Here is a 24469-nt window from a genome sequence, read left to right as displayed (position 1 = left end):
ATGGAGAATGAACCTCTGTACATACTCAAAAAGTATTGGGGTTACGACGGTTTTCGCAACTCTCAAGAAGCTGTTATCAACTCGGTATTATCCGGAAAAGATACCTTAGCCTTATTACCTACGGGTGGAGGAAAATCTATTACTTTTCAAGTGCCTGCTATGATGAAAGAAGGCATCTGTATAGTTGTTTCTCCCTTAGTAGCCTTAATGACAGACCAAGTAGAGGCGCTTAAAAATAGAGAAATACGTGCACTATCGTTATCGGGAGGTCTCCCCTACCCTGAGTTGGAACGCTTGCTAAACAATGCTCTCTATGGGCAATATAAATTCTTATACCTGTCCCCTGAACGTCTGCAACAGGAATTGGTGCGCTCCTATCTCAAAGCAATGTCTATTAACTTAATAGTGATAGACGAAGCACATTGTGTATCACATTGGGGTAAAGATTTTCGTCCTGCTTATTTACAGTGTAAATGGCTGAAAGAAGAATTCCCTAACGTCCCATTATTGGCACTCACAGCTTCGGCAACGCATCAAGTACAGCAAGATATCTTATATCATTTAGGTATAGAAAATGCTACTATTATCAGTACTTCTCTAGCACGCCCTAATATCGCTTACAAAGTGTATAAGGTTTCCGATAAATGGCACGAGTTACTACAACTGTTAAGAAAGACCGAAGGGAGTGCTATCGTATACTTGCGCAGCAGAAATGGTTGCATACAATTGGCTGAACTATTGCAGAATCACGGTATCTCAGCAGCCTATTTTCACGGAGGTCTTCCTGCTGAAGAAAAGAATCAAAAGCTGAGTATGTGGTTGCTGAACGATGTGCGTGTAATGGCAGCTACCAATGCTTTCGGAATGGGGATAGACAAACCTGATGTGCGCTTTGTAATTCATTGGGATATACCTCAAACCTTAGAGGACTATTTTCAAGAGGCTGGACGTGCAGGTCGCGATGGTAATCCAGCCGAAGCTATCCTATTCTATGGTAAAATCGACGTTGAAAATGCTAATAAACTGCTAAAAGATTACTTGGTAGACATTCCTTTTCTCAAGCTACTTTATGCGAAACTTAATGCTTATTTTCAAATAGCAATAGGTGAAGGACAAGAAGGGGTATTCAGTTTCTTCTTCCCCGACTTCTGGAAGCGTTATCAGCTATCACCCATAAAGTCTTATAATGGTTTGCAAGTGTTAGACCGAATGTCTATTATTTCACTCAGCCAGCAATTTTACAAGAAGGTTACTTTGCATATTACAGCACCTGCCCCTCAACTTATTACTTATTTACAAACGCATCGTTATCTAAAAAACCTTGTTATCTATCTCATAAGGTCTTATCCTCTTATCTACAGTCAACCTATAACTTTGGAGATGGAAAAAATCACTGAACTCACAGAGCTCGACTATCGTGATATCATCAAGAATTTGGAACATTTGCACAACGATGGAATGGCTATCTTAAAAAACGAAGCTTCTGATATTCAAATTGTCTTTAATGTGCCTCGTGATGATGACCGCACTATTAATAGTATTTCTAAAAACTTAAAAGAGTACAATCACACCAAGCTAACCTTGCAAGAAGCAGTATTCCGCTATCTTCAAAATGAGGATACTTGTCGCAACATCCAGCTCTTAGAATACTTCGGTGAAAAATCCGAAAAGCCTTGTGGAGTATGTTCAAATTGTATTGCCAAACTACCTCCTCCAAAAGTTGATAAAAAAGAGGTTAAAGAAGCAGTTTGGAGTTTATTGAAGTCTAAACCTATAACTCCCAATGAGCTCCTTATCGCATTGCCTTTCCCTGCAAAAGATATCAATAAGGTTTTGGAAGAACTTTTGTATATGCAAAAAATAGCTTATAACAACTGTAATGAATTAGTTGTTAATTCCTAATTTATGCGTACCTTTGCACTTTGTAATCATAATCCCTATTTGTGAAAGAGTTATTACAATTATTCGCAGAAAATAGTACTTATAAAAGTTTATTAACTGAAATTAAAGCACATCATAGTATCGTTGCCAATGGTTTGGCAGGGGCTTCTCTGTCCTTACTCATAGCTAATGTTTATAATAATACCAAGCGTCCGCTATTGGTGCTCTTGCCCGACAAAGAAGAAAGTGCCTATTTGTTAAACGACTTAGAGACCTTAGTAGGCGAACAAGTTCTCTTCTTTCCTGATAGCTATCGCCGCCCGTATCAAATTGAAGATACCGATAACGCCAACGTGTTACTACGTGCTGAAGTACTCAATCAGCTGAGCAATAGTGGGCAACCACTGATAGTAGTCTCCTACCCCGAAGCGCTCTTCGAGAAAGTTATCACTCGTAAGCAATTAGAGCAAAATACCTTAAAGATTAGCAAAGGAGACCAGCTAACCATTGAGCTCTTGAACGAAGTGCTTTTCTCCTATAATTTCAATCGTACTGACTTTGTAACCGAACCTGGCGAGTTTTCAGTACGCGGAGGGATTGTTGATGTTTTTTCTTTCTCAAATAACGAACCTTACCGCATTGAATTCTTTGGCAATGAAGTAGAAAGTATTCGCACCTTCGATGTCGAAACACAGCTCTCAACAACACAGCTTTCTAAGATTACTATTATCCCTAACGTCGAAAACAAAGAAGGTAATGAGGTACGTCAATCATTTTTAGAGTATATCAGCGAACAGACTCTTTTAATATCTAAGGAAACATCTACTTTTGGAGCAAAAATTGACAAGCTCTTCACTAAAGCTACTGACATTTACGAAAAGCTCTCTAATGAAGTAAAACACAGTACACCCGATGTGCTGTATTGTCAATCAGAAGATTTATTAAACCAAATGGGGAGATTTCAGCAAATAAATATAAATCTTCCCTCATCTTTCTCCAAAGGTGAAAAAGAGATTGTTTTCCGCACTACACCACAGCCCTCATTCAACAAGCAATTCGAACTTCTTATCAGTTATTTAAACGATAAACATACTGAGGGATACCAAAACTATATCCTCTGTGGCACTGAGCAACAAGCCAAACGCTTCCACGACATCTTTGAGGAGATGGAACAAAAAGTGCATTACCAAACGCTACTGTTTTCTCTACACGCAGGCTTTATAGATAATGAGCACAAGCTGAATGTCTTTACTGACCATCAAATATTTGAGCGTTACTACAAATTCCAGCTGAAGAACGGATATGCTAAAAAGCAAGCTATCACGCTCAAAGAGTTAATGCAATTAGAAGTAGGCGACTATGTAACCCATATCGACCACGGTATTGGTAAGTTTGCTGGATTACAGAAGATAGAGGTTGAAGGCAAGCAACAAGAGGCAATCAAACTGATTTACGGCGACCGCGATGTCCTATTCGTAAGCATTCACGCCCTACATAAAATCACTAAATACAACGGTAAGGACGGCAAGCCACCCAAGATATACAAATTAGGTTCTGGAGCCTGGAAGGCGCTCAAGCAGAAGACAAAAACAAGAGTGAAGGAAATAGCCTTCAACTTAATTCAGTTGTATGCTAAACGTAAGGAATCTAAAGGATATGCATACTCTCACGACAGCTATATGCAGAACGAACTGGAAGCCTCTTTCCTATATGAAGATACACCCGACCAAAGCAAAGCTACTGCCGAAGTAAAAGCTGATATGGAGAGCCCAAAACCTATGGACAGATTGGTGTGTGGCGATGTTGGGTTTGGAAAAACCGAAGTAGCTATTCGCGCTGCCTTCAAAGCGGTAGACAACGGCAAGCAGGTAGCGGTATTGGTACCTACTACGGTACTCGCTTTTCAGCACTTTCAAACCTTTAGCCAGCGTATGAAAGACTTCCCTGTGCGCATCGATTATCTTAACCGTTTCCGCACAGCTAAGGAAAAGAAGATCATCTTAGAAGAACTGGCAAATGGTCAGTTAGATATCATCATCGGAACTCATCAGATAGTAGGCGAAAAAGTAGCTTATAAAGATTTAGGTCTACTGATAGTAGACGAAGAGCAAAAGTTTGGTGTAGGCGTAAAGGATAAGCTCAAAACCCTCAAAGAAAACCTCGATGTGCTCACCCTCACTGCTACACCTATCCCCCGAACCTTACAGTTCAGCTTAATGGCAGCCCGCGACCTATCAGTAATCAATACACCACCCCCTAACCGCTACCCTATCGATTCTCAGGTAGTTCCTTTCAGCGAAGAGATAATACGCGATGGCATTCGTTATGAAATCCAGCGAGGTGGACAAGTGTTCTTTATGCACAACCGTGTAGAGAATATTCAGGAAGTAGCAGGTATGATTCAACGCCTATTACCTGATGCTCGTATAGCCATTGGTCACGGACAAATGGACGGAAAAAAATTAGAAGAAACAATGTTAGCCTTTATGGATGGTGCTTACGATGTATTGGTAGCTACTACTATCATTGAAAATGGTTTAGATGTACCCAATGCTAATACTATCTTCATCAATAACGCTCATAATTTCGGCTTATCCGATTTACACCAAATGCGTGGACGTGTAGGTAGAAGTAATAAAAAAGCATTTTGTTACTTCATCACCCCTCCGTTGGTAGCGATGAGTGATGATGCCCGCAAGCGTATTGAAGCTATAGCTCAGTTCTCTGATTTGGGAAGCGGGTTAAATATTGCTATGAAGGATTTAGAAATTCGTGGAGCTGGAGACCTCTTAGGCGGGGAACAAAGTGGATTTATCAATGAGTTAGGCTTCGAAACTTATCAGAAAATATTGCAAGAAGCTATAGTAGAGCTCAAAGAAAATGAGTTCTCAGAACTATATCACACTTCCGAAGAAGATAAAACTTACCTCACCGATACTCAAATAGACACTGATTTTGAACTCCTCTTTCCGGATACCTATGTCAATAGAGTGGCAGAACGACTCAATCTTTATAACGAACTGAGTAATTTACCCAATGAGGAAGCTTTACAGCAGTACCAACACAATCTTACCGACCGTTTTGGCAAACTTCCTCCCCAAGCTATCGACTTACTCAACAGCGTGCGAGTGAAATGGATAGCTACTCGTATGGGAATTGAAAAGCTCGTGATGAAAAACGGTAAGATGACAGGCTATTTTATCTCCGACCAAAACAGTCCATTTTACCAAAGTGAGCGTTTTCAAAAGGTGCTACTCTTTGTACAACGTTACCCTAACAAGTGTCGTATGCAAGAGAAAGAAACCCGTAACGGGTTGCGTTTGCTCCTTATTTTTGAAGGAATCAATACTGTGTATCAAGCCTTAAAAGTAATGCAGTTATTAGATGCATAGAAAGATTAGTATCACCTAATTATTTAATCATAGGCTACTTATGGTAGCCTCTATAACAGTCACTAAATGAAAAAGAAAACGAATAATGTAGCTCCCACTGATGTACTTGAAGTTCAAGGCGCACGGGTGCATAACCTCAAAAATATAGACCTTTCCATACCTCGCGAAAAGCTTGTAGTCTTCACAGGGCTTTCAGGTAGTGGCAAGTCTTCATTGGCTTTTGATACTATTTATGCCGAAGGACAACGCCGTTATATCGAGACTTTCTCGGCTTATGCTCGCCAGTTTCTCGGGGATTAGAGCGACCTGATGTGGATAAAATCGACGGGCTCTCGCCGGTAATTGCTATCGAACAGAAAACTACTTCCAAATCACCGCGCTCTACAGTGGGTACAATCACCGAAATCTACGACTTCTTGCGCCTGCTATTTGCCCGTGCTTCCGATGCTTATAGCTACGTAACGGGCGAAAAGATGGTAAGTTATACCGATAACCAAATTCAGGAACTCATTACCAAAGAATACAAAGGCAAACGCATTAACCTATTAGCTCCTGTGGTACAATCGAGAAAAGGACATTACCGCGAGCTCTTTGAGCAGATTGCTAAACAAGGCTTTGTAAAGGTGCGTACCGATGGCGAAATTCGTGATATCGAAAAAGGTATGAAGCTCGACCGATACAAAACACACGATATTGAAATTGTGATCGACCGTATGCAAATTGATGATACTGACGACACCCAAAAACGCCTGCAAGAAAGTATCAAAATTGCAATGAACTACGGCGACGATGTGCTAATGGTTTTAGAACACGATCAAAAGAAAGCTCACTATTTCAGCAGACATTTGATGTGTCCTTCTTCGGGCATTTCATATCCTCTTCCTGAACCTAATACCTTCTCTTTCAATTCTCCTAAAGGAATGTGCCCGCACTGCAATGGGTTGGGTGAAGTACAAGAAATCAACCTCTCAAAAATTATCCCCGACCCTTCTATCTCTATCAAGAACGGCGGGATTACAGCAGTAGGAGAGCAAAAGAACACTTGGATATTCAAACAATTAGAGCTCATTGTACAAAAGTTCGGTCATAAACTCTCTGACCCTATTGAAACACTTCCTAAAGAAGCGATGGATATTATTCTCTATGGTGGTAAAGATAAATACGCTATCAAATCGGATGTATTAGGCATTACGCGCAATTTTGAAATTGATTTCGAAGGCATCATCAACTTCATCAAAAGTCAGTACAAAAATGCTGATATGGCAGCTATCAAGCGCTGGGCTGAAGAGTTTATGGATACCATTCCTTGTGAGGAATGTCACGGCACTCGCTTGCGCAAAGAGGCGCTTTACTTTAAAATAGCTGATAAAAATATAGCTGAACTATCTGCCTTAGATATTACAGATTTATTGGCGTGGTTCAAATCATTACCTGAGCATCTCTCTACCAAACAACGCAAAATAGCGGAAGAAATTATCAAAGAAATCACCACCCGACTCCAATTCCTCATAGATGTAGGGCTTACTTATTTAGCTCTTAACAGAAGTTCTAAATCGTTATCTGGAGGGGAGGCACAGCGTATCAGACTGGCAACACAGATAGGTTCACAACTCACTGGAGTACTCTATATACTCGATGAACCTAGTATTGGTTTGCATCAGCGAGATAATAAACGGCTTATCAACTCTCTAAAATCACTTAGAGATATTGGTAACTCAGTAATTGTGGTAGAACACGATGAAGAAATGATACAAGAAGCCGATTATGTAGTAGATATAGGACCTAAAGCGGGCGTAAATGGAGGGGATATTATCTTCCAAGGAACGCCTAAAGAGTTGCTAAAAGCAAATACCATCACCGCCGACTATATGAGTGGGAGAAAGAAGATTGAAATACCTACCCAAAGGCGCAAAGGCAATGGCAAAGAAATTATCTTAAAAGGCTGTACGGGCAACAACTTGAAGAACATAACCGTAAAATTCCCTTTAGGAGTAATGATAGGGGTAACAGGTGTATCGGGAAGTGGAAAATCAACGCTTATTAACGAGACACTGTATCCTATCTTAAACGCTCACTTCTTTAATGGCGTAAAAAAACCGATGCCTTATAAAAGCATTGAGGGCTTAGAACATATTGATAAGGTAATCGACATCGACCAGTCTCCTATTGGACGTACTCCACGTTCAAATCCCGCTACCTACACAGGTGTTTTCAGTGAAATACGCAACCTCTTCACCCAAGTACCCGAAGCGCAAATACGTGGCTACAAACCAGGTAGATTTAGTTTCAACGTGAAAGGCGGTAGATGTGAAACTTGCGAAGGCTCAGGCTTAAAGGTGATTGAAATGAACTTCCTACCCGATGTCTATGTGCCTTGCGAAACTTGTAAAGGAAAACGCTTCAACCGCGAGACGCTTGAAGTGAGATACAAAGGGAAATCTATTGCTGATGTACTCGATATGACCATAAGTGAGGCAGTAAAATTCTTTGAACCTATCCCTAAAATATACCGCAAACTAAAAACTATTGAAGAGGTAGGTTTAGGCTACATCACTTTAGGGCAACAATCTACTACCCTTTCAGGAGGGGAAGCCCAACGGGTGAAGTTAGCTACAGAACTTTCTAAAATAGACACAGGTAATACTTTTTATATATTAGATGAACCTACTACAGGACTACATTTTGACGATGTGAAGGTACTCCTCGAAGTACTCGACCGTTTGGTAGATAAAGGCAATACTGTTCTGGTGATAGAGCACAACCTCGATGTTATCAGAAAAGTAGATTATATCATAGATATAGGGCACGATGGAGGAAAGGCAGGAGGTGAAGTGATAGCCTTTGGTACTCCCGAAGAAGTGGCTAAAAATAAGAAGAGTTTCACTGCCGAGTATCTGATTAGTTTTCTTACTCTCTTACTTTCTTTATTCTACCTCTGAAAATCGTATTTAGCAATAGAACTTATATTAAAAAAATGTGTAAAATTTTTGTATAAGTGAATAAAAGTTGTACCTTTGCGGGGTATATTTATATGTAAACGCTATGAAACAGAAAATACAACTTGTGTTAGTCTTGCTATTCTTATTTGCAGGAGTGGTTCACGCCCAGATGAAAAACATTACAGGGGAAGTTCTCGATGAGAACAATCAACCTATGCCATCGGTTGCAGTAATTATTAAAAACACACGTTCAACAAAAGCTACTAAAGGTGTTTCAACTGATATCGATGGTAAGTTTGAACTCAAAGCCAAAGTAGGTGATGTACTTGAGTTTAGTTTTTTAGGCTATGAAACCCAAAAAAGAAAAGTAGAGGGTAAAAATAAGAACATCAATTTTAAGGTAGTCTTAAAACCTAGAGAGGAACTAATAGTATGTACTATGTACGTTCCCATTCTTCAACCTACTGCTTTAGAAATATACAAAGGAAAAGAAACTTTATCTTATCAACAACAAAAAGTTTTAGATAGAGATCTTACCCAAGTCAAACAAGCAAATTTTGTAAATAGTCTTGATGGTAGAATTGCAGGTTTGCATATTCAGCGCAGTGCTACGGGCATCGGTGGGGCTACTAAAGCTACTATACGTGGTGCTCGTTCGCTTTTTGGCGATAACAATGTGCTCTACGTGGTGGATGGAATGCCTATAGCTAACCAAGCTGAAAGAGGGTTTTGGGGTAATGGCAGAGATACCAGCGAAGGTATATCTGACCTCAATCCTGAAGACATTGCAGAGGTAGTGGTATTACAAGGAGCACAAGCTACTGCTCCTTATGGAGCATCGGCAGCCAATGGAGTACTACTCATTCGTACTAAAAAGGCTAATAACAATGAACTCAATATTAACCTATCTTCCTCAGTAGAGTTTGTAGATAAACTAACAAAACCTGAGTTTCAAGAAACTTATGGCAATGAGTTAGGTCAATACACTTCCCTCTCTACTCGTGCCTTACCTAATGGTACTTCTTTTAACATCAATGATTTTTATAGAACTGGTCACATATACCAAAATGCACTAAATGTTTCAGGCGGATTGAATTTTAAAGGTGGTAATAATAGAACTTATGCTTCATTAGCTTCTTTACAATCAGGAGGTATAGTACCTAATAGTGTATACAACCGCTATAACGCTTACTTGCACAATAACACATCTTTGCTAAATGATGCTTTACGGATAGACCTTTCAGGTAACTACATTCACCAGTATGAGCGTAATCAGGTTGCTTCGGGTATTGCTTTCAATCCTATAGTAGGTTTATATTTATATCCAAGAGGTGAACAATTTGCTCAAGAGCGTTATTTTGAACGCTATGATGCTGCTGCAGGTTATGCTAAACAATATTGGATCGCAGGTTCTGGTACCCCTGATACCCCTGCTAACTTAGGTGAGAATATCCAAAATCCTTATTGGATTGCGTATCGCAATTTGCGTCCAGCTACAAAAAATCGCTATATGTTTTCAGCTAAAGCGAGCTATAAAATTGTAGATAATTTAGAAGTAGCGGCTCGTTTCCGTATGGATAATACTTCTTCTACTATGGACGACAAGCGTTATGCTTCTACACTTCCTGTTTATGCAGGAACTAATGGCTATTATGCACATTGGAAAGAAACTTTCAAACAGCAATATGCCGATGTAATTGTACATTATAATGAAAGATTTTCTGATTTTGGTTTAGATACTCATATAGGAGCTTCTTATGAAGGTTATGATACTCAAGTAGAGGGTTATAGAGGTAATTTGATAAATGTAAACAATTTTACCCAAAGTAATATTTCTACTCCTGCAGCAATAAACCATCCATTATGGGGAAAAAGAAGCAATACGGCTTTCTTTGCAATGGCGCAAATAGATTGGAAATCTAAGGTTTATCTCTCCCTCTCTGGTCGTTCCGATAAACCGTCCGATTATCCCTTTACAAGTAAAAATATGGTCTTCAGTCCATCAGTAGGTGTTTCGGTATTGCTACATCAATTTATAGGTATAGATAAAAGCATATTAAGTTTTGCAAAATTGCGTGGTGGTTACAGCCAAGTAGCAGCACCTATGAGTTATGCGGGCTTAGGGGTAGCTGAAACGTCTCGCGCTTGGTTAGGTGATGCGTATAGTTTGCCTAACTACCCTGTTGATTTACAGTTAGAACGTACTACTTCTTATGAAGTAGGCTTAGATACCCAATGGTTTAACAATCTTTCTTTTAACGCTACTTTCTATCATACTCGTACTAATAATCAATTAGTACCTGTTGTATGGCAACAAGCAGGTGAAGTGCAAAATCAAGGAGCAGAAGTTGCTTTAAGGTATACTTATCCTAATACTTCTAAAGGGGTAAATTGGGAAACTCAGCTTGTTGTTTCTACTAATAAGAACAAGATTGTGAGTTTACCTCACGAGATAGCCAACGGTATGTATACCTTACGTGAAGGTGGTGAAATAGGCGATATATACGATGCGAATGGCAACAAATTAGGCTCTACCAATCCTGATTGGCTATTAGGTTGGCAAGGAAAGATGAGCTATAAGAATTTCGATTTGAATTTCTTGTTCAAAGCTCGTCTCGGAGGTATTGCCTTCTCAGATACTGAACGCTATTTCGATCGCTATGGAGTGTCTAAAGCCTCTGCCGATAACCGAGCTAACTACGCTACTTTCATAGCTAATAGAACAGCTTCTGATTATCAGTATTCGGCTACCAATATTCGTTTACAAGAAGTCGCTCTTACCTATCATTTTAGGGAAGGATTCATTGTAAAAGGCTTAAAAGACCTCAGTGTATCATTAGTAGGTAATAATCTGCTAATGCTCTATAACAAAGCACCTTTTGACCCCGAAATAGTGCCTTCTGTAGGTACTTATGGCAGTGGGTACGACAAGTTTATGTTGCCTTCCGTAAGAAGCTATGGACTTAGTGTGAAAATGCAATTCTAAAATTCTACAAAGATGAAAAAGATACTTTTAATACTTGGCTTACTAAGTGTAATAGCTTGCCAAGAGGAAACTACCGACAAAACGCCTCAAGCTCCTAATGTATATCAGGGAGTATTTCTCGATGGCAATAACGTCGTTGAAGTGTACGTACAAGAATACCAAGATAACAAGATTCAAAACTTAAAGGTGAAACTGATAAGAGCTGCTGGTAAGATAGTATCAGCTCAGCTTATTACAGGTGATGCTCAAACCTTAGCCGACTATAATGCACAATATGGTACGGACTACAAACTCTTACCTACTGATAAGTATAGTATTGATGAAAATGCTATCTTCAATACTTATGAAACAGAAACTCCTATTGATATTACCATTAGTGAACTAACGTTTCCTAACAACGAAGTGTATGCGTTACCTATACAAATAAGAGGTAGAAATAATATTGAAGCTATTGCAGGACAAGACCGTTTGCTATTAGTAGTACATAAAGAAACAAGGACAAAGGTATTGAGTATAGCAACCACAAAAGCTACTACGGGAGAAGTTTTATCTAATAACGAGCTTCCTCAATGGACTTTTGAAGCTACAATTAATTGCTCAAATCTCATAGGAAGCAACCCAATAGTAGGAGTGACATCTAATACTCATCAAGTTGAAATAGGCTTTACAAACAATCAATTAGACGTAAAAACTTCGGGTATTTCAATATTAATACCTGCTGAGGTATTTAAGGCACAAACTAATAAATGGTATCCTATTGCAGTAACCTGTGATGGCAATACCCTGCGTGTATATGTAGAAGGAAAAGAGGTCGGTTCTAAAACAGCAAAAACTAATAGTAGAATTTATGTAAAAGATTTATGGTTTGCGGGATCTAATGATCTTCTCAGAGAGGTGCGTTTGTGGAAACGAGCCCTAACCCAAAAAGAAATACAATTACAGTTGTGGAGTACTCTTAAACCTACAAATGATTTACTGCTTTATTATCCTCTCAATGGTAAGAAATATAATAAAACTTCTAACACCATTACAGATGATGAAACAAAACTATGGGATTGGTCTCCCACAGGCACCTCAATGGAACTTCCCTCAGGAGCAACTTTTAATAACGGTACAGGTTATGGTATTGTTTTTCCTCCTAGATAAACGGATATAAAGAAGATTTTACTATTTTTAAGTGTTTGATAATTATTAGATTGATAAAAAATGTGCAAAAAAGTTTCTAAAATATTTGTGCATAATAAAAAGATGTTATACATTTGCAACCGCAAAAGCAAAGGAGCTTTCAAAATTGGAGAGGTGCCGGAGTGGTAACGGAGCAGATTGCTAATCTGTCGGCGGGTAACCGTCGCCTGGGTTCGAGTCCCAGTCTCTCCGCATCTAATACAAATTGTTAGATATAAATTCGGGGCGTAGCGTAGTCCGGTCATCGCGCCTGGTTTGGGACCAGGAGGTCGCAGGTTCGAATCCTGCCGCCCCGACAAAATAAGGTATTTCATAAATGTTTCCTTTTGTGTGGCATTTTTGAAATATTTTTTTTGGAATAGAGGTCACGTAGCTCAGCTGGATAGAGCATCTGCCTTCTAAGCAGACGGTCACAGGTTCGAATCCTGTCGTGATCACGAGAATTTGTTTCATTTTGTATTAAAATTTATGTTCGGAATAACGCAGGATTTACCTCCTGCGTTATTTTGTTTATATACTTACTTAACGTCAGCTCTAAACAACAAATTACTATTTTTCAATCTCCTTTGCGTTGCTACAATTTTCATCTAAGAAATCTTCCTTCATCTTTTCTTTGCTTTTATTTCGTTTTATTACTCTAAAATCACCACTAATTCTTCACTCTTAACTATTCATTTTTAGTCACTTACATAGTATTTGTATACCAATCTTCCAAGATTCGTCCAAGGTTCCTATAAGCTTTGTATAAGCTAACCATAAGATTCCATCAACCAAAAAGCGTCTTTCTCTGTTGTTTATATTTTCGTTTTCTTATCTTTGGTAAAAGTTCTAATCTACCTTGTAATTCCTTGCCATGCTACTGCTTCCTGTAGTGCAAGAGCTATACTCTCTCTTATCTCGAACTTTTGTTAACTATATTGCAGATTATTTTTTGAAATAAAATTGCTCATTTACAAAGAATGTTTTACCTTTGTGCAAAAATTAGCCACAGAAATGTTAGTAAAGATTTACGGAAGTGCTGTATTTGGTGTAGAAGCCAGCACAATTACTATTGAAGTAAATATCGATAAAGGTATTGGCTATCATTTGGTTGGATTACCCGATATAGCTATTAAAGAAAGTAATTATCGTATAGCAGCTGCTCTGCAAAACAATGGATATAAAATTCCAGGTAAAAAGATAACCATCAATATGGCTCCTGCCGATATGCGCAAAGAAGGTTCTGCCTATGATTTAAGTTTTGCAGTTGGTATTTTAGCAGCTAACGGGCAAATACAAAGTGAAGAATTAGAAAAATATATCATTATGGGAGAACTATCCTTAGATGGCGGTTTGCAACCCATTAAAGGGGCGCTACCCATTGCTATTCAGGCACGCAAAGAAGGATTCAAAGGATTTATTCTCCCCAAGCAAAATGTTAAAGAAGCTGCTATAGTAGATAATTTAGACGTTTATGGTGTGGAGAATATAAAAGAAGTTATAGATTTTTTTAATGGAGAAAAAGAATTACAACCTATCGAAATAGATACGCGCAAAGAGTTTTACAGAGATTTAGAATCTCCTGAATTTGACTTTGCTGATGTAAAAGGACAAGAAACTGTAAAACGTTGTATGGAAATAGCTGCTGCTGGTGGGCATAATGTTATTTTAATAGGCCCTCCTGGTTCAGGAAAAACAATGCTCGCTAAGCGTTTACCCAGCATTCTTCCTCCGATGACACTTCACGAAGCTCTTGAAACTACTAAAATACACAGTGTAGTAGGACGCATTAAGGACACAGGCTTAATGAGCCATCGTCCTTTCCGTAGTCCTCATCACACCATTTCTGATGTAGCTCTCGTAGGAGGAGGTACTTATCCTCAACCAGGTGAAATTTCTCTCGCACATAATGGAGTACTTTTTCTTGATGAGTTACCAGAGTTCAAAAGAGCTGTTCTCGAGGTAATGCGACAACCTTTAGAAGATAGAGAAGTTACTATTTCTAGAGCAAAGTTTTCAGTTACTTACCCCGCTTCATTTATGTTGGTAGCAAGTATGAATCCAAGTCCAAGCGGGTATTTTAACGACCCCGATGCTCCTGTTACTTCTACACCTGCTGAAATGCAACGCTATTTAAGTAAAATTTCAGGACCTCTATTAGATAGAATAGATATTCATATAGAAGTAAATCCTGTACCCTTTGAAAAACTTTCAGATGATAGAAAAGGTGAAAGTAGTCGTGATATCCGCAAACGGGTGATAGATGCTCGAAATATCCAAACAGAACGTTTTAAAGAATATGAACATATTCACTATAACGCTCAAATGAATACTAAACAAATACAGAAATTCTGTAAAGTAAATACAGATTCTTTAACCCTACTAAAAGATGCTATGACGCGTCTCAATCTTTCTGCACGTGCCTATGACCGTATTTTAAAAGTAGCGCGTACAATAGCCGATTTAGAAAAGTCAGAAGAAGTACAACCTCATCATATAGGCGAAGCTATTCAATATCGCAGTTTAGACCGTGAAGGTTGGTTTGGAGGATAAAAGTAGTATTATAAAAAAACAAAAAAGCAGGTTATTGTAACCTGCTTTTTTATTACTTCAATCCTCGTGCTTTGAGTAATGGTTCAATAGCAGGAGCTTTCCCTCTGAAGGCTAAATACATTTTTTCGTAATCCATTGTATTGCCTTTGGAGAGTATCAAATCTCTGAAACGTTGTCCATTAGCACGAGTAAGCCCTCCATTTTCTTCAAACCATTGGTAGGCATCGTGGCAAAGCATCTCTGTCCATTGGTAAGAATAATAACCTGCTCCATAGCCTCCGCCAAAAATATGAGCAAAGTAAGATGATCGATATCTTGGAGGTACTTCTTTTACCCATAAGCCTGTATTTTGTAAAGCAGTCTTCTCAAAATCACTTACATTATTGATGATAGTATCCGAAGGAATAGTATGCCATTGCAAGTCTAAATTGGCAGCAGCCAAAACTTCGGTAAAAGCATACCCCTCATTGAAGGTACTCGCTTTTTTTATCTTATCAATAAGTGCTTGTGGAATAGGTTGTTTGGTCTCGTAATGTACTGCATAGTTTTTAAGTACCTCAGGATACAAAGCCCAATGTTCATTGAATTGTGAAGGAAACTCCACAAAATCGCGTGCTACTGCTGTTCCTGATAAACTTGCATACTGTTGGTTAGCAAAGAAACCGTGCAATGCGTGACCAAACTCGTGGAAGAGCGTTGTAAGCTCGTCGTAAGTAAGTAAAGCAGGTTTGCCTTCGGCAGGTTTTACATAGTTGCACACATTGTAAATAACAGGTTTAGTGCCTAATAACTTCGATTGGTTTACAAAGTTGCTCATCCACGCACCACCGCGTTTGCTCTCACGAGCAAAGAAATCACCATAGAAGAGTCCTAATGGCGTACCATCTTCTTCAAAAAGCTCATACACCAATACATCGGGGTGATATACGGGTATATCTTTGCGTTCTTTAAAGGTAATGCCATAAAGTTTTGTAGCTGCATAGAATACACCATTTTCAAGAGCATTTTTCAGTTCGAAATAAGGTTTGATTTCATTCTCATCGAGGTCGTATTTAGCTTTGCGAACTTGTTCGGCATAGAAGTTCCAATCGTAAGGCTCTAAAGTAAAATTACCTCCCGTTTTAGTGATTTGTGCTTGTATTTCTTTAGCTTCTGCTTTGGCTTTACCTACTGAAGCAGGCACTAAATCTTTAAAGAATTGAGCAATAGCAGCAGGTGTTTTTGCCATAGTGCGTTGCAAACTCCATTCGACATAATTTTTAAAGCCTAAAAGCTCAGCTTTCTTAGCGCGGAGTATGGCAATACGTTTTAGAATATCATTAGTGTTATGGGCTCCCCCATCAGTGCGATTCCAGCTTGCTTCAAATAGTTGTTTACGTGCGTTACGATCAGCCAATTCACTAAGAAGCGGTTGCTGGGTAGTATTCACAATCTCTACTTTCTGACCATTGATAGTTTGAGCGGCTGCCAATGAACCTTCTAAAAGCGTTTGGTTGAAATCAGTTTCTAAAGAAGCTAACTCACTATTGTACTTTTTAAGAGTTTCTTTATCAGTAGCCGATAGGTTAGCACCTGCTACTACAAAATCTTCATAGTAATTTTCCAACAATTTAAGCGATTCAGCATCTAAATTCAAGCTATCACGTTTATCATATAAGGCTTTGATACGCGCAAAGAGTTTTTCGTTCAGGTGAATGCCGTCGGCGTGCTCGGCAAACTTAGGTGATAATTCTTTTTGCAATACTTTTAAGGTATCATTAGTATTTGCCTCAGTTAAGGCATTGAATACCACTGAAGCACGTTCCAATTCTACTCCACTTTTTTCTAAAGCGATAATTGTATTCTCAAAAGTAGGCGCTTCGTTGCTATTAGCAATAGTTGCAATACGTTCGTTTTGCAAAGCCATTCCTTTGAGCAGGGCGGGACGGTAATGCTCGTCTTTAATTTTTGAGAAGTCGGGAGCTCCATAAGGCAAAGTACTTTCTACCAATAGCGGATTGTTCTCTGTGTTTTCTGTCATTTTTGAAGTCTTTGAGTCGTTGCAGGCTACCAAAGCAGTGAGCAATATAGCTGCTGAAAATAAAGGTAATTTCATAGTTTTTAGATGATTATAAAAAGGGTGTTCGAGGAAGAAGTTCCTCAAACACCCCTTTTGAGGTTATATAGTAACTAAAATACTGTTATTTAGCAGTCAAACGTATGTCGATACGTCTGTTTTTAGCTTTGCACTCAGGAGTATCGTTAGCAGGACAAAGAGGGTGTTCTGCACCATAACCTTGAGCGCTCAATTGAGCTTTGTTAGCACCCAATGCTACCAATTTGTTTAGCACTGAATTAGCACGTCTTTCTGAAAGTTTTTTGTTACCTTCAACACTACCCGTATTATCAGTATAACCTCCTAAACGAATAGCAGCTTTAGGATAAGCTTTCAAAATAGCTACAATGTTCTTTAATTGTTGTTCTGAACCTTCAGTAAGTTCATCGCTACCCGTTTTGAAGTAAGTTCTATCCAAAGTAATCCAGTTATCTTTGAACTGTTCTGGAGTAGTAAGGTTTTTATCTTCTATCAATTTCACGAGGTGTGCTTCAGATGAGTTCTTTCCTACTTCTAACATTGTATTGTCAAAAAGGCTCAATTGGAATAAATCACCTACATTGTACTCGAAGTCACCATCGGCGTTAAGCTTACCTTCTTCAATAACTACTACTTCTTCCACAGGCATCACTCCCTCACCTTCACCTTGACGAATTTGAGCTTCTATAGGAGTACCTGAAGCATCGGCAGTATGTCCACCCAAGATAGGAGCAATTACCAAACCTACCAAGCAAGTGAGTTTGATAAGGATATTCATTGAAGGGCCTGAAGTATCTTTGAATGGGTCACCTACAGTATCACCAGTAACGGCAGCTTTATGAGCGTCAGAACCTTTGTAAGTCATTTGTCCGTTGATTTCAACACCTGCTTCAAATGATTTCTTAGCATTGTCCCAAGCACCACCAGCGTTGTTTTGGAAGATAGCCCATACAACCCCTGATACAGCTACACCAGCCATATAAGCGCCAAGAGCTTCAGCACCCATCACAAAACCGATGATTATAGGAGTGATGATAGTAATGGCACCAGGTAACATCATTTCGCGCAAAGCAGCTTTGGTAGAAATATCTACACATCTACCATACTCTGGAGTACCTTTACCTTCCATAATACCAGGAATTTCACGGAATTGGCGACGTACTTCGTTCACCATATCCATAGCAGCTTTCCCTACTGATTGCATTGCCAAGGCTGAGAAAATTACTGGAATCATACCTCCGATAAACAAGGCAGCTAATACGTTTGCTTTGAAAATATTGATACCAGAAATGCCTGTAAAGGTCACATAAGCAGCGAACAAGGCTAAGGCGGTAAGAGCTGCTGATGCAATAGCAAATCCTTTACCTACCGCAGCAGTAGTATTTCCTACTGAGTCTAAAATATCAGTTCGTTGACGCACTTCTTTTGGCAATTCACTCATTTCGGCTACACCCCCAGCATTATCAGCAATAGGACCAAAAGCGTCAATAGCCAATTGCATAGCTGTAGTTGCCATCATTGCTGATGCTGCAATCGCCACACCATAGAAACCTGCTAAGGCATAAGAACCCCAAATAGCTACAGCAAAAAGCAGTACAGAACCAAAAGTTGATTTCATACCAGTTGCCAAACCTGCAATAATGTTGGTAGCAGCTCCAGTAGATGAATTGCGTACGATATTCAATACCGGTTTTTTACCCAAAGCGGTAAAGTGTTCAGTAATAGCTGAAATGAGCAAGCCTACTGCCAAACCTACGATAGTTGCGTAGAATACATTGATACTTGCAATTTCTTTTACTCCTTCTCCAAAGAAACTCATTTGGATAGTTTCGGGCAACATATATTTAATAAGGAAGAAGCAAGCTACTAAAGTAAGAGCTAAAGCTACATAGTTACCTGTATTTAGTGAACTTTGTACTTGTTTTTCTTTAGCATCGTTGTTTTTAATGCCTACACAGAAAGTACCAATGATAGAAGCTATAATACCCACACCGGCAATTACTAATGGTAATAAGATAGGTCCTAAACCACCAAAGGCATCAGTAAATGTACCACCATTGGCAGTTGCCATATCTTTAATCACGTAGTTACCCAATACCATTGAAGCAAGTACAGTAGCCACATACGAACCGAACAAGTCAGCACCCATACCAGCCACGTCACCTACGTTATCACCTACATTATCGGCAATAGTAGCAGGGTTACGAGGGTCGTCTTCAGGGATACCAGCTTCTACTTTACCTACGAGGTCAGCTCCTACGTCGGCAGCTTTGGTGTAAATACCCCCTCCCACACGAGCAAAAAGAGCAATAGACTCAGCACCGAGTGAGAAACCTGCTAAGGCTTCGAGTACAAGAGTCATTTCGTCATAAAACGATTTGCCTCCTACTACAAAAGTGTTTACAAAGAGGATGAAGAACAAGCTCAAGCCTAATACTGCCAAACCTGCCACTCCTAATCCCATCACAGTACCACCTCCAAACGACACTTTCAAAGCTTTTGGCAAGCTAGTGCGAGCCGCTTCGGTAGTGCGTACGTTAGCATTGGTAGCAATACGCATTCCTATATTTCCCGCTAAAGCAGAGAAAAAAGCCCCACACACAAAAGCTACAACAATGAGCCAGTGAGAAGTTTCAACCATACGAGAAACAATAAACAGAGCAATAGAAGCAATAATCACAAAAATACCTAAAATGCGGTACTCAGCATTGAGGAATGCCATTGCCCCTTCTTTGATACTTTTGGAAATACTTTGCATTCGCTCATTGCCTGTGGTTTGTTTGTTCACCCACGAAGCCTTCACAATCATAAAGATAAGTCCAAGAACTGCAAGGACTAACGGTAAATATAACATCATTTTATCCATACAAATATTATAATTAGTTAAATTTAGGGCGTAAAAGTACGAAAGATAATTGTAACGAAAAAATAAAAAAGGATTTTTTTAGTACACCTGGTCTACTATCAAATACTGCTCCTATAATCTAGTTGTTCTTTTGTTTCATAGCATCATATAAAACATAGTCTGCAGAATATCATTAAGAAAGTTAATCATCATACTCTTTCGTAACTACTTGGATGGCACGATTTTTGATTCCGCCCACTACCAAAGTGGTTGCATCATTATTAGCATTGTAAATTCAGGTCTTAGTGTAGAGACTTTTGTTTTTCAGAGCTTTTTTTCTTAATTTTCACTAAATTATTCAGACATAAAAAAGAGTGATTTATAAATTAAACCACTCATTTTCTTTTGTTTAATCTTAGTAGCGAAGACGGGATTTGAACCCGTGACCTTTGGGTTATGAATCCAACGCTCTAACCACCTGAGCTACCTCGCCATCTATTTTGTTATGTCTTATTCTGACTTTGCGGGTGCAAATGTACTACATTTTTTTATACTACCAAATTTTTATAACTATTTTTTACTTTTTATGAACATCATTACCTTAAAAAGTGTTGATTCTACTAATCAGTACTTAAAAGATTTAATACATATTCAGGATTCTCTTCCTAATTTTTTAGTAGTCTGGACTCCTCAACAAACTGCAGGTATAGGACAATATGGAACAAAATGGACAAGTGAACCCTATCAGAATCTTACTTTTAGTGTTTTATTCCTTCCTGAGCATTTAGATTTAAAAGATGCTTTTTTGCTCAATATGCTTGTACCTATTGCAATAATGAAAGTATTAGAGAAATTAAACATTCCTAATATAAATATTAAATGGCCTAATGATATCCTTTCTCAACGTTACAAAATAGGCGGAATATTAATAGAAAATACCATTCAAAAAACTAAAATTGAGAAATGTGTAATCGGTATTGGGATCAATCTTAACCAAACAAATTTCAATGGCTTACCTAAAGCCTCTTCTTTAAAAAAATTAACTGGCAAAGATTTTCAAGTAGAACAAGTGATGAAACTAATCTTTTCTGAATTAAAATCAAACCTTTTTACACTTCCTCAACAGTCTTTCGAAAGCATTTATACTATTTACCAGAAGTACCTATTCCAACTAAATAGAATATCCGTTTTCCGTTCTTGCCAAGAAAAGAACTTTTCAGGCATTATAAGAGGTGTGGAACCTTCTGGAAAATTAATTGTAGAAACGGAACAAAGAATTATAAAGACTTTTTCTCTTAAAGAAATAACTTTATTATACTAAATTCTTTCTACTTCTAACAAATAAAATATATGAGAGTGACAATAGCTTTACTTGATTTAACATTAATTTTATCATAGTTTAGCAGTTTTTCCCTTTTTGTTATCCTCTTCTTACCTATTTTTTGCTTTTCTTAAAATAATTTGTACCTTTGCCCCCGTAAATGAAAAACAAATCAGTTGCAAATTTACTAAAACAAGATAAGCGAAAATAGCTCAGCTGGTAGAGCGCAACCTTCCCAAGGTTGAGGTCGCGGGTTCGAGACCCGTTTTTCGCTCTTTTTAATTTCCAATTATTAATTGTTAAATGAATATCACGCCACAAGCCCTCCCTTGTACCCCTTTAAGCAGTACTCTCAAGAGATACAATAGGATATTCTTTTCTAATAATACAATAGCTGTGTTTTTCTTTTGAAAAATGTAGCTATTTTTTTTTTAATGAAACACACAATATCTATATAAAAATGCCTAAAAGAAACGACCTACATTGTGTTCTGCTCATAGGATCAGGACCTATTATCATCGGACAAGCCTGCGAGTTTGACTACTCAGGCTCGCAATCGTTGCGCTCTTTGCGCGAAGATGGTATCAAAACTATACTTATTAACTCTAACCCTGCTACCATTATGACAGACCCTTCTATGGCGGATGTGGTCTATCTGAAACCTCTCACCACTAAATCATTAGTGGAAATTCTAAAAGCTCACCCCGAAATAGATGCTGTTCTCCCTACAATGGGCGGACAAATAGCCCTTAACCTCTGTATTGAGGCTTATGAGAAAGGTATCTGGAAAGACTTTAGGGTAGAAATCATCGGGGTAGATATTGATGCCATACAAATCACTGAAGACCGCGAGAAGTTCCGCGTGCTGCTCGATGAAATTGGTATCCCTATGGCACCGTCTGAAACAGCTACTTCTTTCCTCAAAGGGAAAGAAATCGCGCAACGCTTTGGTTTTCCACTCGTAATACGTCCGTCCTTTACTTTGGGCGGTACAGGAGCTTCTATCGTCTATAAAAAAGAGGATTTTGATATGCTCCTTAATCGCGGTTTGGAAGCCTCGCCTATCCACGAGGTGCTTATTGATAAGGCGCTTTTAGGCTGGAAGGAGTATGAGCTTGAGCTTTTGCGCGACAAAAACGACAATGTGGCGATTATCTGTACCATTGAAAATATGGATCCTATGGGTATCCACACAGGGGATTCTATCACCGTAGCCCCTGCGATGACTCTATCTGACCGCACTTTCCAACGTATGCGCGATATGGCTATTAAGATGATGCGCAGTATAGGCGATTTTGCCGGCGGTTGCAATGTGCAGTTTGCGGTATCGCCTGATGAAAAAGAAGATATTATCGCTATTGAAATCAACCCACGTGTATCGCGTTCTTCGGCTTTGGCTTCTAAGGCTACAGGTTATCCTATCGCTAAGATTGCTACCAAACTGGCTATCGGTTACCATTTAGACGAACTGCAAAACCAAATCACCAAATCTACCTCTGCTTTCTTTGAGCCTACGTTAGATTATGTGATTGTGAAAATACCGCGTTGGAACTTTGACAAGTTTGAAGGCTCTGACCGCACTATTGGCTTGCAAATGAAGTCGGTAGGTGAGGTAATGGGTATAGGACGTTCTTTTCAAGAGGCATTGCAGAAAGCCACCCAATCGCTCGAAATCAAGCGCAATGGTTTAGGAGCTGATGGCAAAGGCTATAAAAATTACGAACAGATTATCGAGAAACTTACTTACCCGAGCTGGGATAGGGTATTCGTGATATACGATGCGATACAGATGGGTATTCCGCTGAGTCGTATACACGAAATTACCAAGATAGATATGTGGTTCCTCAAGCAATACGAAGAATTATGTGCGCTCGAAAAAGAAATATCGCGCTATAAAATAGATACTCTACCTAAAGAACTCCTATTTGAAGCCAAACAAAAAGGCTTTGCCGACCGACAAATTGCTTATATGCTGGGCTGTTGGGAGAGTGAAGTACACAAAAAACGCGAGGAACTGAATATACGCCGTGTATTTAAATTAGTAGATACTTGTGCTGCTGAGTTTAAGGCGCAAACTCCTTACTATTATTCTACTTTTGAGGCGCCTATCCGCACTGCTGACGGCAAGGAATACGTAGCCAACGACAGTGTAGTAACCGACCGCAAAAAGGTGGTAGTACTCGGTTCAGGCCCTAACCGTATAGGGCAGGGGATTGAGTTCGACTACTGCTGTGTGCACGGGGTATTAGCTGCTGAAGAGTGCGGTTATGAAACCATAATGATTAATTGCAATCCTGAGACCGTTTCCACCGACTTTGATACGGCTAACAAACTCTATTTTGAGCCTGTATTCTGGGAATATATTTATGATATCATTCAGCACGAAAAACCAGAGGGAGTTATTGTACAGCTCGGCGGACAAACAGCCTTGAAATTGGCTGAAAAATTAGATAAATACGGTATTAAAATTATAGGTACTAGCTTCCAGTCATTGGATTTGGCAGAAGATAGAGGTAGTTTTTCAACTCTGCTGAAAGAGAATAACATTCCTTATCCGCGTTTTGGAGTAGCTGAAACGGCCGATGAGGCGCTCAAACTCTCTGATGAATTGGATTTCCCGCTATTGGTACGTCCTTCGTATGTATTAGGCGGACAAGGAATGAAGATTGTTATTAACAAAGAAGAATTGGAAGCCCACGTAGTAGACCTATTGCGCAAGATACCTAATAACAAACTCCTACTCGACCATTATCTTGATGGTGCCATAGAAGCTGAAGCCGATGCGATATGCGATGGCGAAAATGTGTATATCATTGGTATTATGGAGCATATAGAGCCTTGTGGTATTCACTCAGGCGACAGTAACGCTACCTTACCGCCGTTCAACTTGGGTGAGTTTGTACTCCAACAAATAAAAGACCATACTCATAAAATAGCCTTAGCACTCAATACGGTAGGGCTTATCAATGTGCAGTTTGCCGTAAAAGACGATGTAGTGTATATTATTGAGGCAAATCCACGAGCATCTCGTACAGTGCCGTTTATCTCTAAAGCCTACCAAGAGCCGTATGTGAACTATGCTACCAAGGTAATGCTGGGCGAGAAGAAGCTCACTGATTTTCATTTCAATCCGCACTTAGAGGGCTTTGCTATTAAGCAACCTGTGTTCTCGTTCAACAAATTCCCGAATGTAGATAAGAAACTAGGCCCTGAAATGAAATCTACCGGCGAAAGCATCTTGTTTATAGATAGTCTTAAAGATGATGCTTTCTATGAGATTTATACGAGGAGGAAGATGTATCTTTCAAAATAAA

9 protein-coding genes, 5 tRNA genes and 1 pseudogene are annotated in these 24469 nt (G+C 39.1%); 12 read left to right on the top strand and 3 right to left on the bottom strand.

Translation table 11 applies throughout. The annotated features are described in order from the left end of the window. From HW279_RS09055 to HW279_RS09015, 9 genes and pseudogenes are all read left to right on the top strand, one after another. A complete protein-coding gene (locus HW279_RS09055) occupies positions 1-1902 on the top strand; it encodes an ATP-dependent DNA helicase RecQ (protein ID WP_178958734.1) in 1902 nt (633 codons plus the stop codon). Between the two features lie 41 nt (positions 1903-1943). Next, positions 1944-5273, top strand: coding sequence for a transcription-repair coupling factor (gene mfd / locus HW279_RS09050; protein ID WP_178958733.1), 3330 nt, complete (start codon positions 1944-1946; stop codon positions 5271-5273). A 66-nt stretch (positions 5274-5339) separates the two neighbouring features. Beyond that, positions 5340-8212 (top strand): annotated as a pseudogene (gene uvrA / locus HW279_RS09045) (excinuclease ABC subunit UvrA). 103 nt (positions 8213-8315) lie between these two features. Next, positions 8316-11198: a SusC/RagA family TonB-linked outer membrane protein gene (locus tag HW279_RS09040; RefSeq protein ID WP_178958732.1), complete on the top strand. Its 2883-nt coding sequence runs from the start codon at positions 8316-8318 to the stop codon at positions 11196-11198. Positions 11199-11210: 12 nt separating this feature from the next. Beyond that, complete coding sequence (locus HW279_RS09035) at positions 11211-12344, top strand: DUF1735 and LamG domain-containing protein (RefSeq protein ID WP_178958731.1); 1134 nt, start codon at positions 11211-11213, stop codon at positions 12342-12344. A 147-nt stretch (positions 12345-12491) separates the two neighbouring features. Beyond that, a tRNA-Ser gene (locus HW279_RS09030) sits at positions 12492-12575 on the top strand. A 29-nt stretch (positions 12576-12604) separates the two neighbouring features. Then, positions 12605-12679, top strand: a tRNA-Pro gene (locus HW279_RS09025). Between the two features lie 67 nt (positions 12680-12746). Then, a tRNA-Arg gene (locus tag HW279_RS09020) sits at positions 12747-12820 on the top strand. Between the two features lie 556 nt (positions 12821-13376). Next, complete coding sequence (locus HW279_RS09015; protein WP_178958730.1) at positions 13377-14915, top strand: YifB family Mg chelatase-like AAA ATPase; 1539 nt, start codon at positions 13377-13379, stop codon at positions 14913-14915. A gap of 52 nt (positions 14916-14967) precedes the next feature. Here HW279_RS09015 and HW279_RS09010 read toward each other — a convergent pair whose 3' ends face one another. The 3 genes from HW279_RS09010 to HW279_RS09000 all read right to left on the bottom strand — a co-directional run bounded on the left by HW279_RS09010 (position 14968) and on the right by HW279_RS09000 (position 20327). Next, complete coding sequence (locus HW279_RS09010; RefSeq protein ID WP_178958729.1) at positions 14968-17010, bottom strand: M3 family metallopeptidase; 2043 nt, start codon at positions 17008-17010, stop codon at positions 14968-14970. 85 nt (positions 17011-17095) lie between these two features. Then, positions 17096-19855 (bottom strand): sodium-translocating pyrophosphatase, encoded by a 2760-nt coding sequence (locus tag HW279_RS09005; protein ID WP_178958728.1) that lies wholly within the window; start codon positions 19853-19855, stop codon positions 17096-17098. A 398-nt stretch (positions 19856-20253) separates the two neighbouring features. Beyond that, positions 20254-20327 (bottom strand) — tRNA-Met (locus HW279_RS09000). A gap of 93 nt (positions 20328-20420) precedes the next feature. On the opposite strand from HW279_RS09000, the gene HW279_RS08995 reads away from it, so the two are divergent. The 3 genes from HW279_RS08995 (at position 20421) to carB (ending at position 24468) form a co-directional block, all read left to right on the top strand. Continuing rightward, positions 20421-21155, top strand: a complete 735-nt coding sequence (locus HW279_RS08995; RefSeq protein ID WP_178958727.1) for a biotin--[acetyl-CoA-carboxylase] ligase — start codon at positions 20421-20423, stop codon at positions 21153-21155. Positions 21156-21356: 201 nt separating this feature from the next. Beyond that, positions 21357-21429: transfer RNA gene (locus HW279_RS08990), tRNA-Gly, on the top strand. A 186-nt stretch (positions 21430-21615) separates the two neighbouring features. Continuing rightward, positions 21616-24468 carry a carbamoyl-phosphate synthase large subunit gene (gene carB / locus HW279_RS08985; RefSeq protein WP_178958726.1) on the top strand — a complete coding sequence of 951 codons (2853 nt, stop codon included), beginning with the start codon at positions 21616-21618 and terminating at the stop codon, positions 24466-24468. Position 24469 lies beyond the last annotated feature (1 nt).

Origin of the sequence: Capnocytophaga sp. oral taxon 903 (assembly GCF_013394785.1) — a bacterium.
Taxonomy (GTDB): Bacteria; Bacteroidota; Bacteroidia; order Flavobacteriales; family Flavobacteriaceae; genus Capnocytophaga; species Capnocytophaga ochracea.
The sequence above is the reverse complement of the archived record's forward strand: the minus strand, read 5'-3'. Positions and strand labels throughout refer to the sequence as shown.

Coding starts and splice junctions, on each gene's coding strand:
- HW279_RS09040 (WP_178958732.1), top strand. CDS start 8,316: ATGAAACAGAAAATACAACTTGTGTTAGTCTTGCTATTCTTATTTGCA.
- HW279_RS09005 (WP_178958728.1), bottom strand. CDS start 19,855: ATGGATAAAATGATGTTATATTTACCGTTAGTCCTTGCAGTTCTTGGA.
- HW279_RS09010 (WP_178958729.1), bottom strand. CDS start 17,010: ATGAAATTACCTTTATTTTCAGCAGCTATATTGCTCACTGCTTTGGTA.
- HW279_RS09015 (WP_178958730.1), top strand. CDS start 13,377: ATGTTAGTAAAGATTTACGGAAGTGCTGTATTTGGTGTAGAAGCCAGC.
- HW279_RS09035 (WP_178958731.1), top strand. CDS start 11,211: ATGAAAAAGATACTTTTAATACTTGGCTTACTAAGTGTAATAGCTTGC.
- HW279_RS08995 (WP_178958727.1), top strand. CDS start 20,421: ATGAACATCATTACCTTAAAAAGTGTTGATTCTACTAATCAGTACTTA.
- HW279_RS09055 (WP_178958734.1), top strand. CDS start 1: ATGGAGAATGAACCTCTGTACATACTCAAAAAGTATTGGGGTTACGAC.
- carB (WP_178958726.1), top strand. CDS start 21,616: ATGCCTAAAAGAAACGACCTACATTGTGTTCTGCTCATAGGATCAGGA.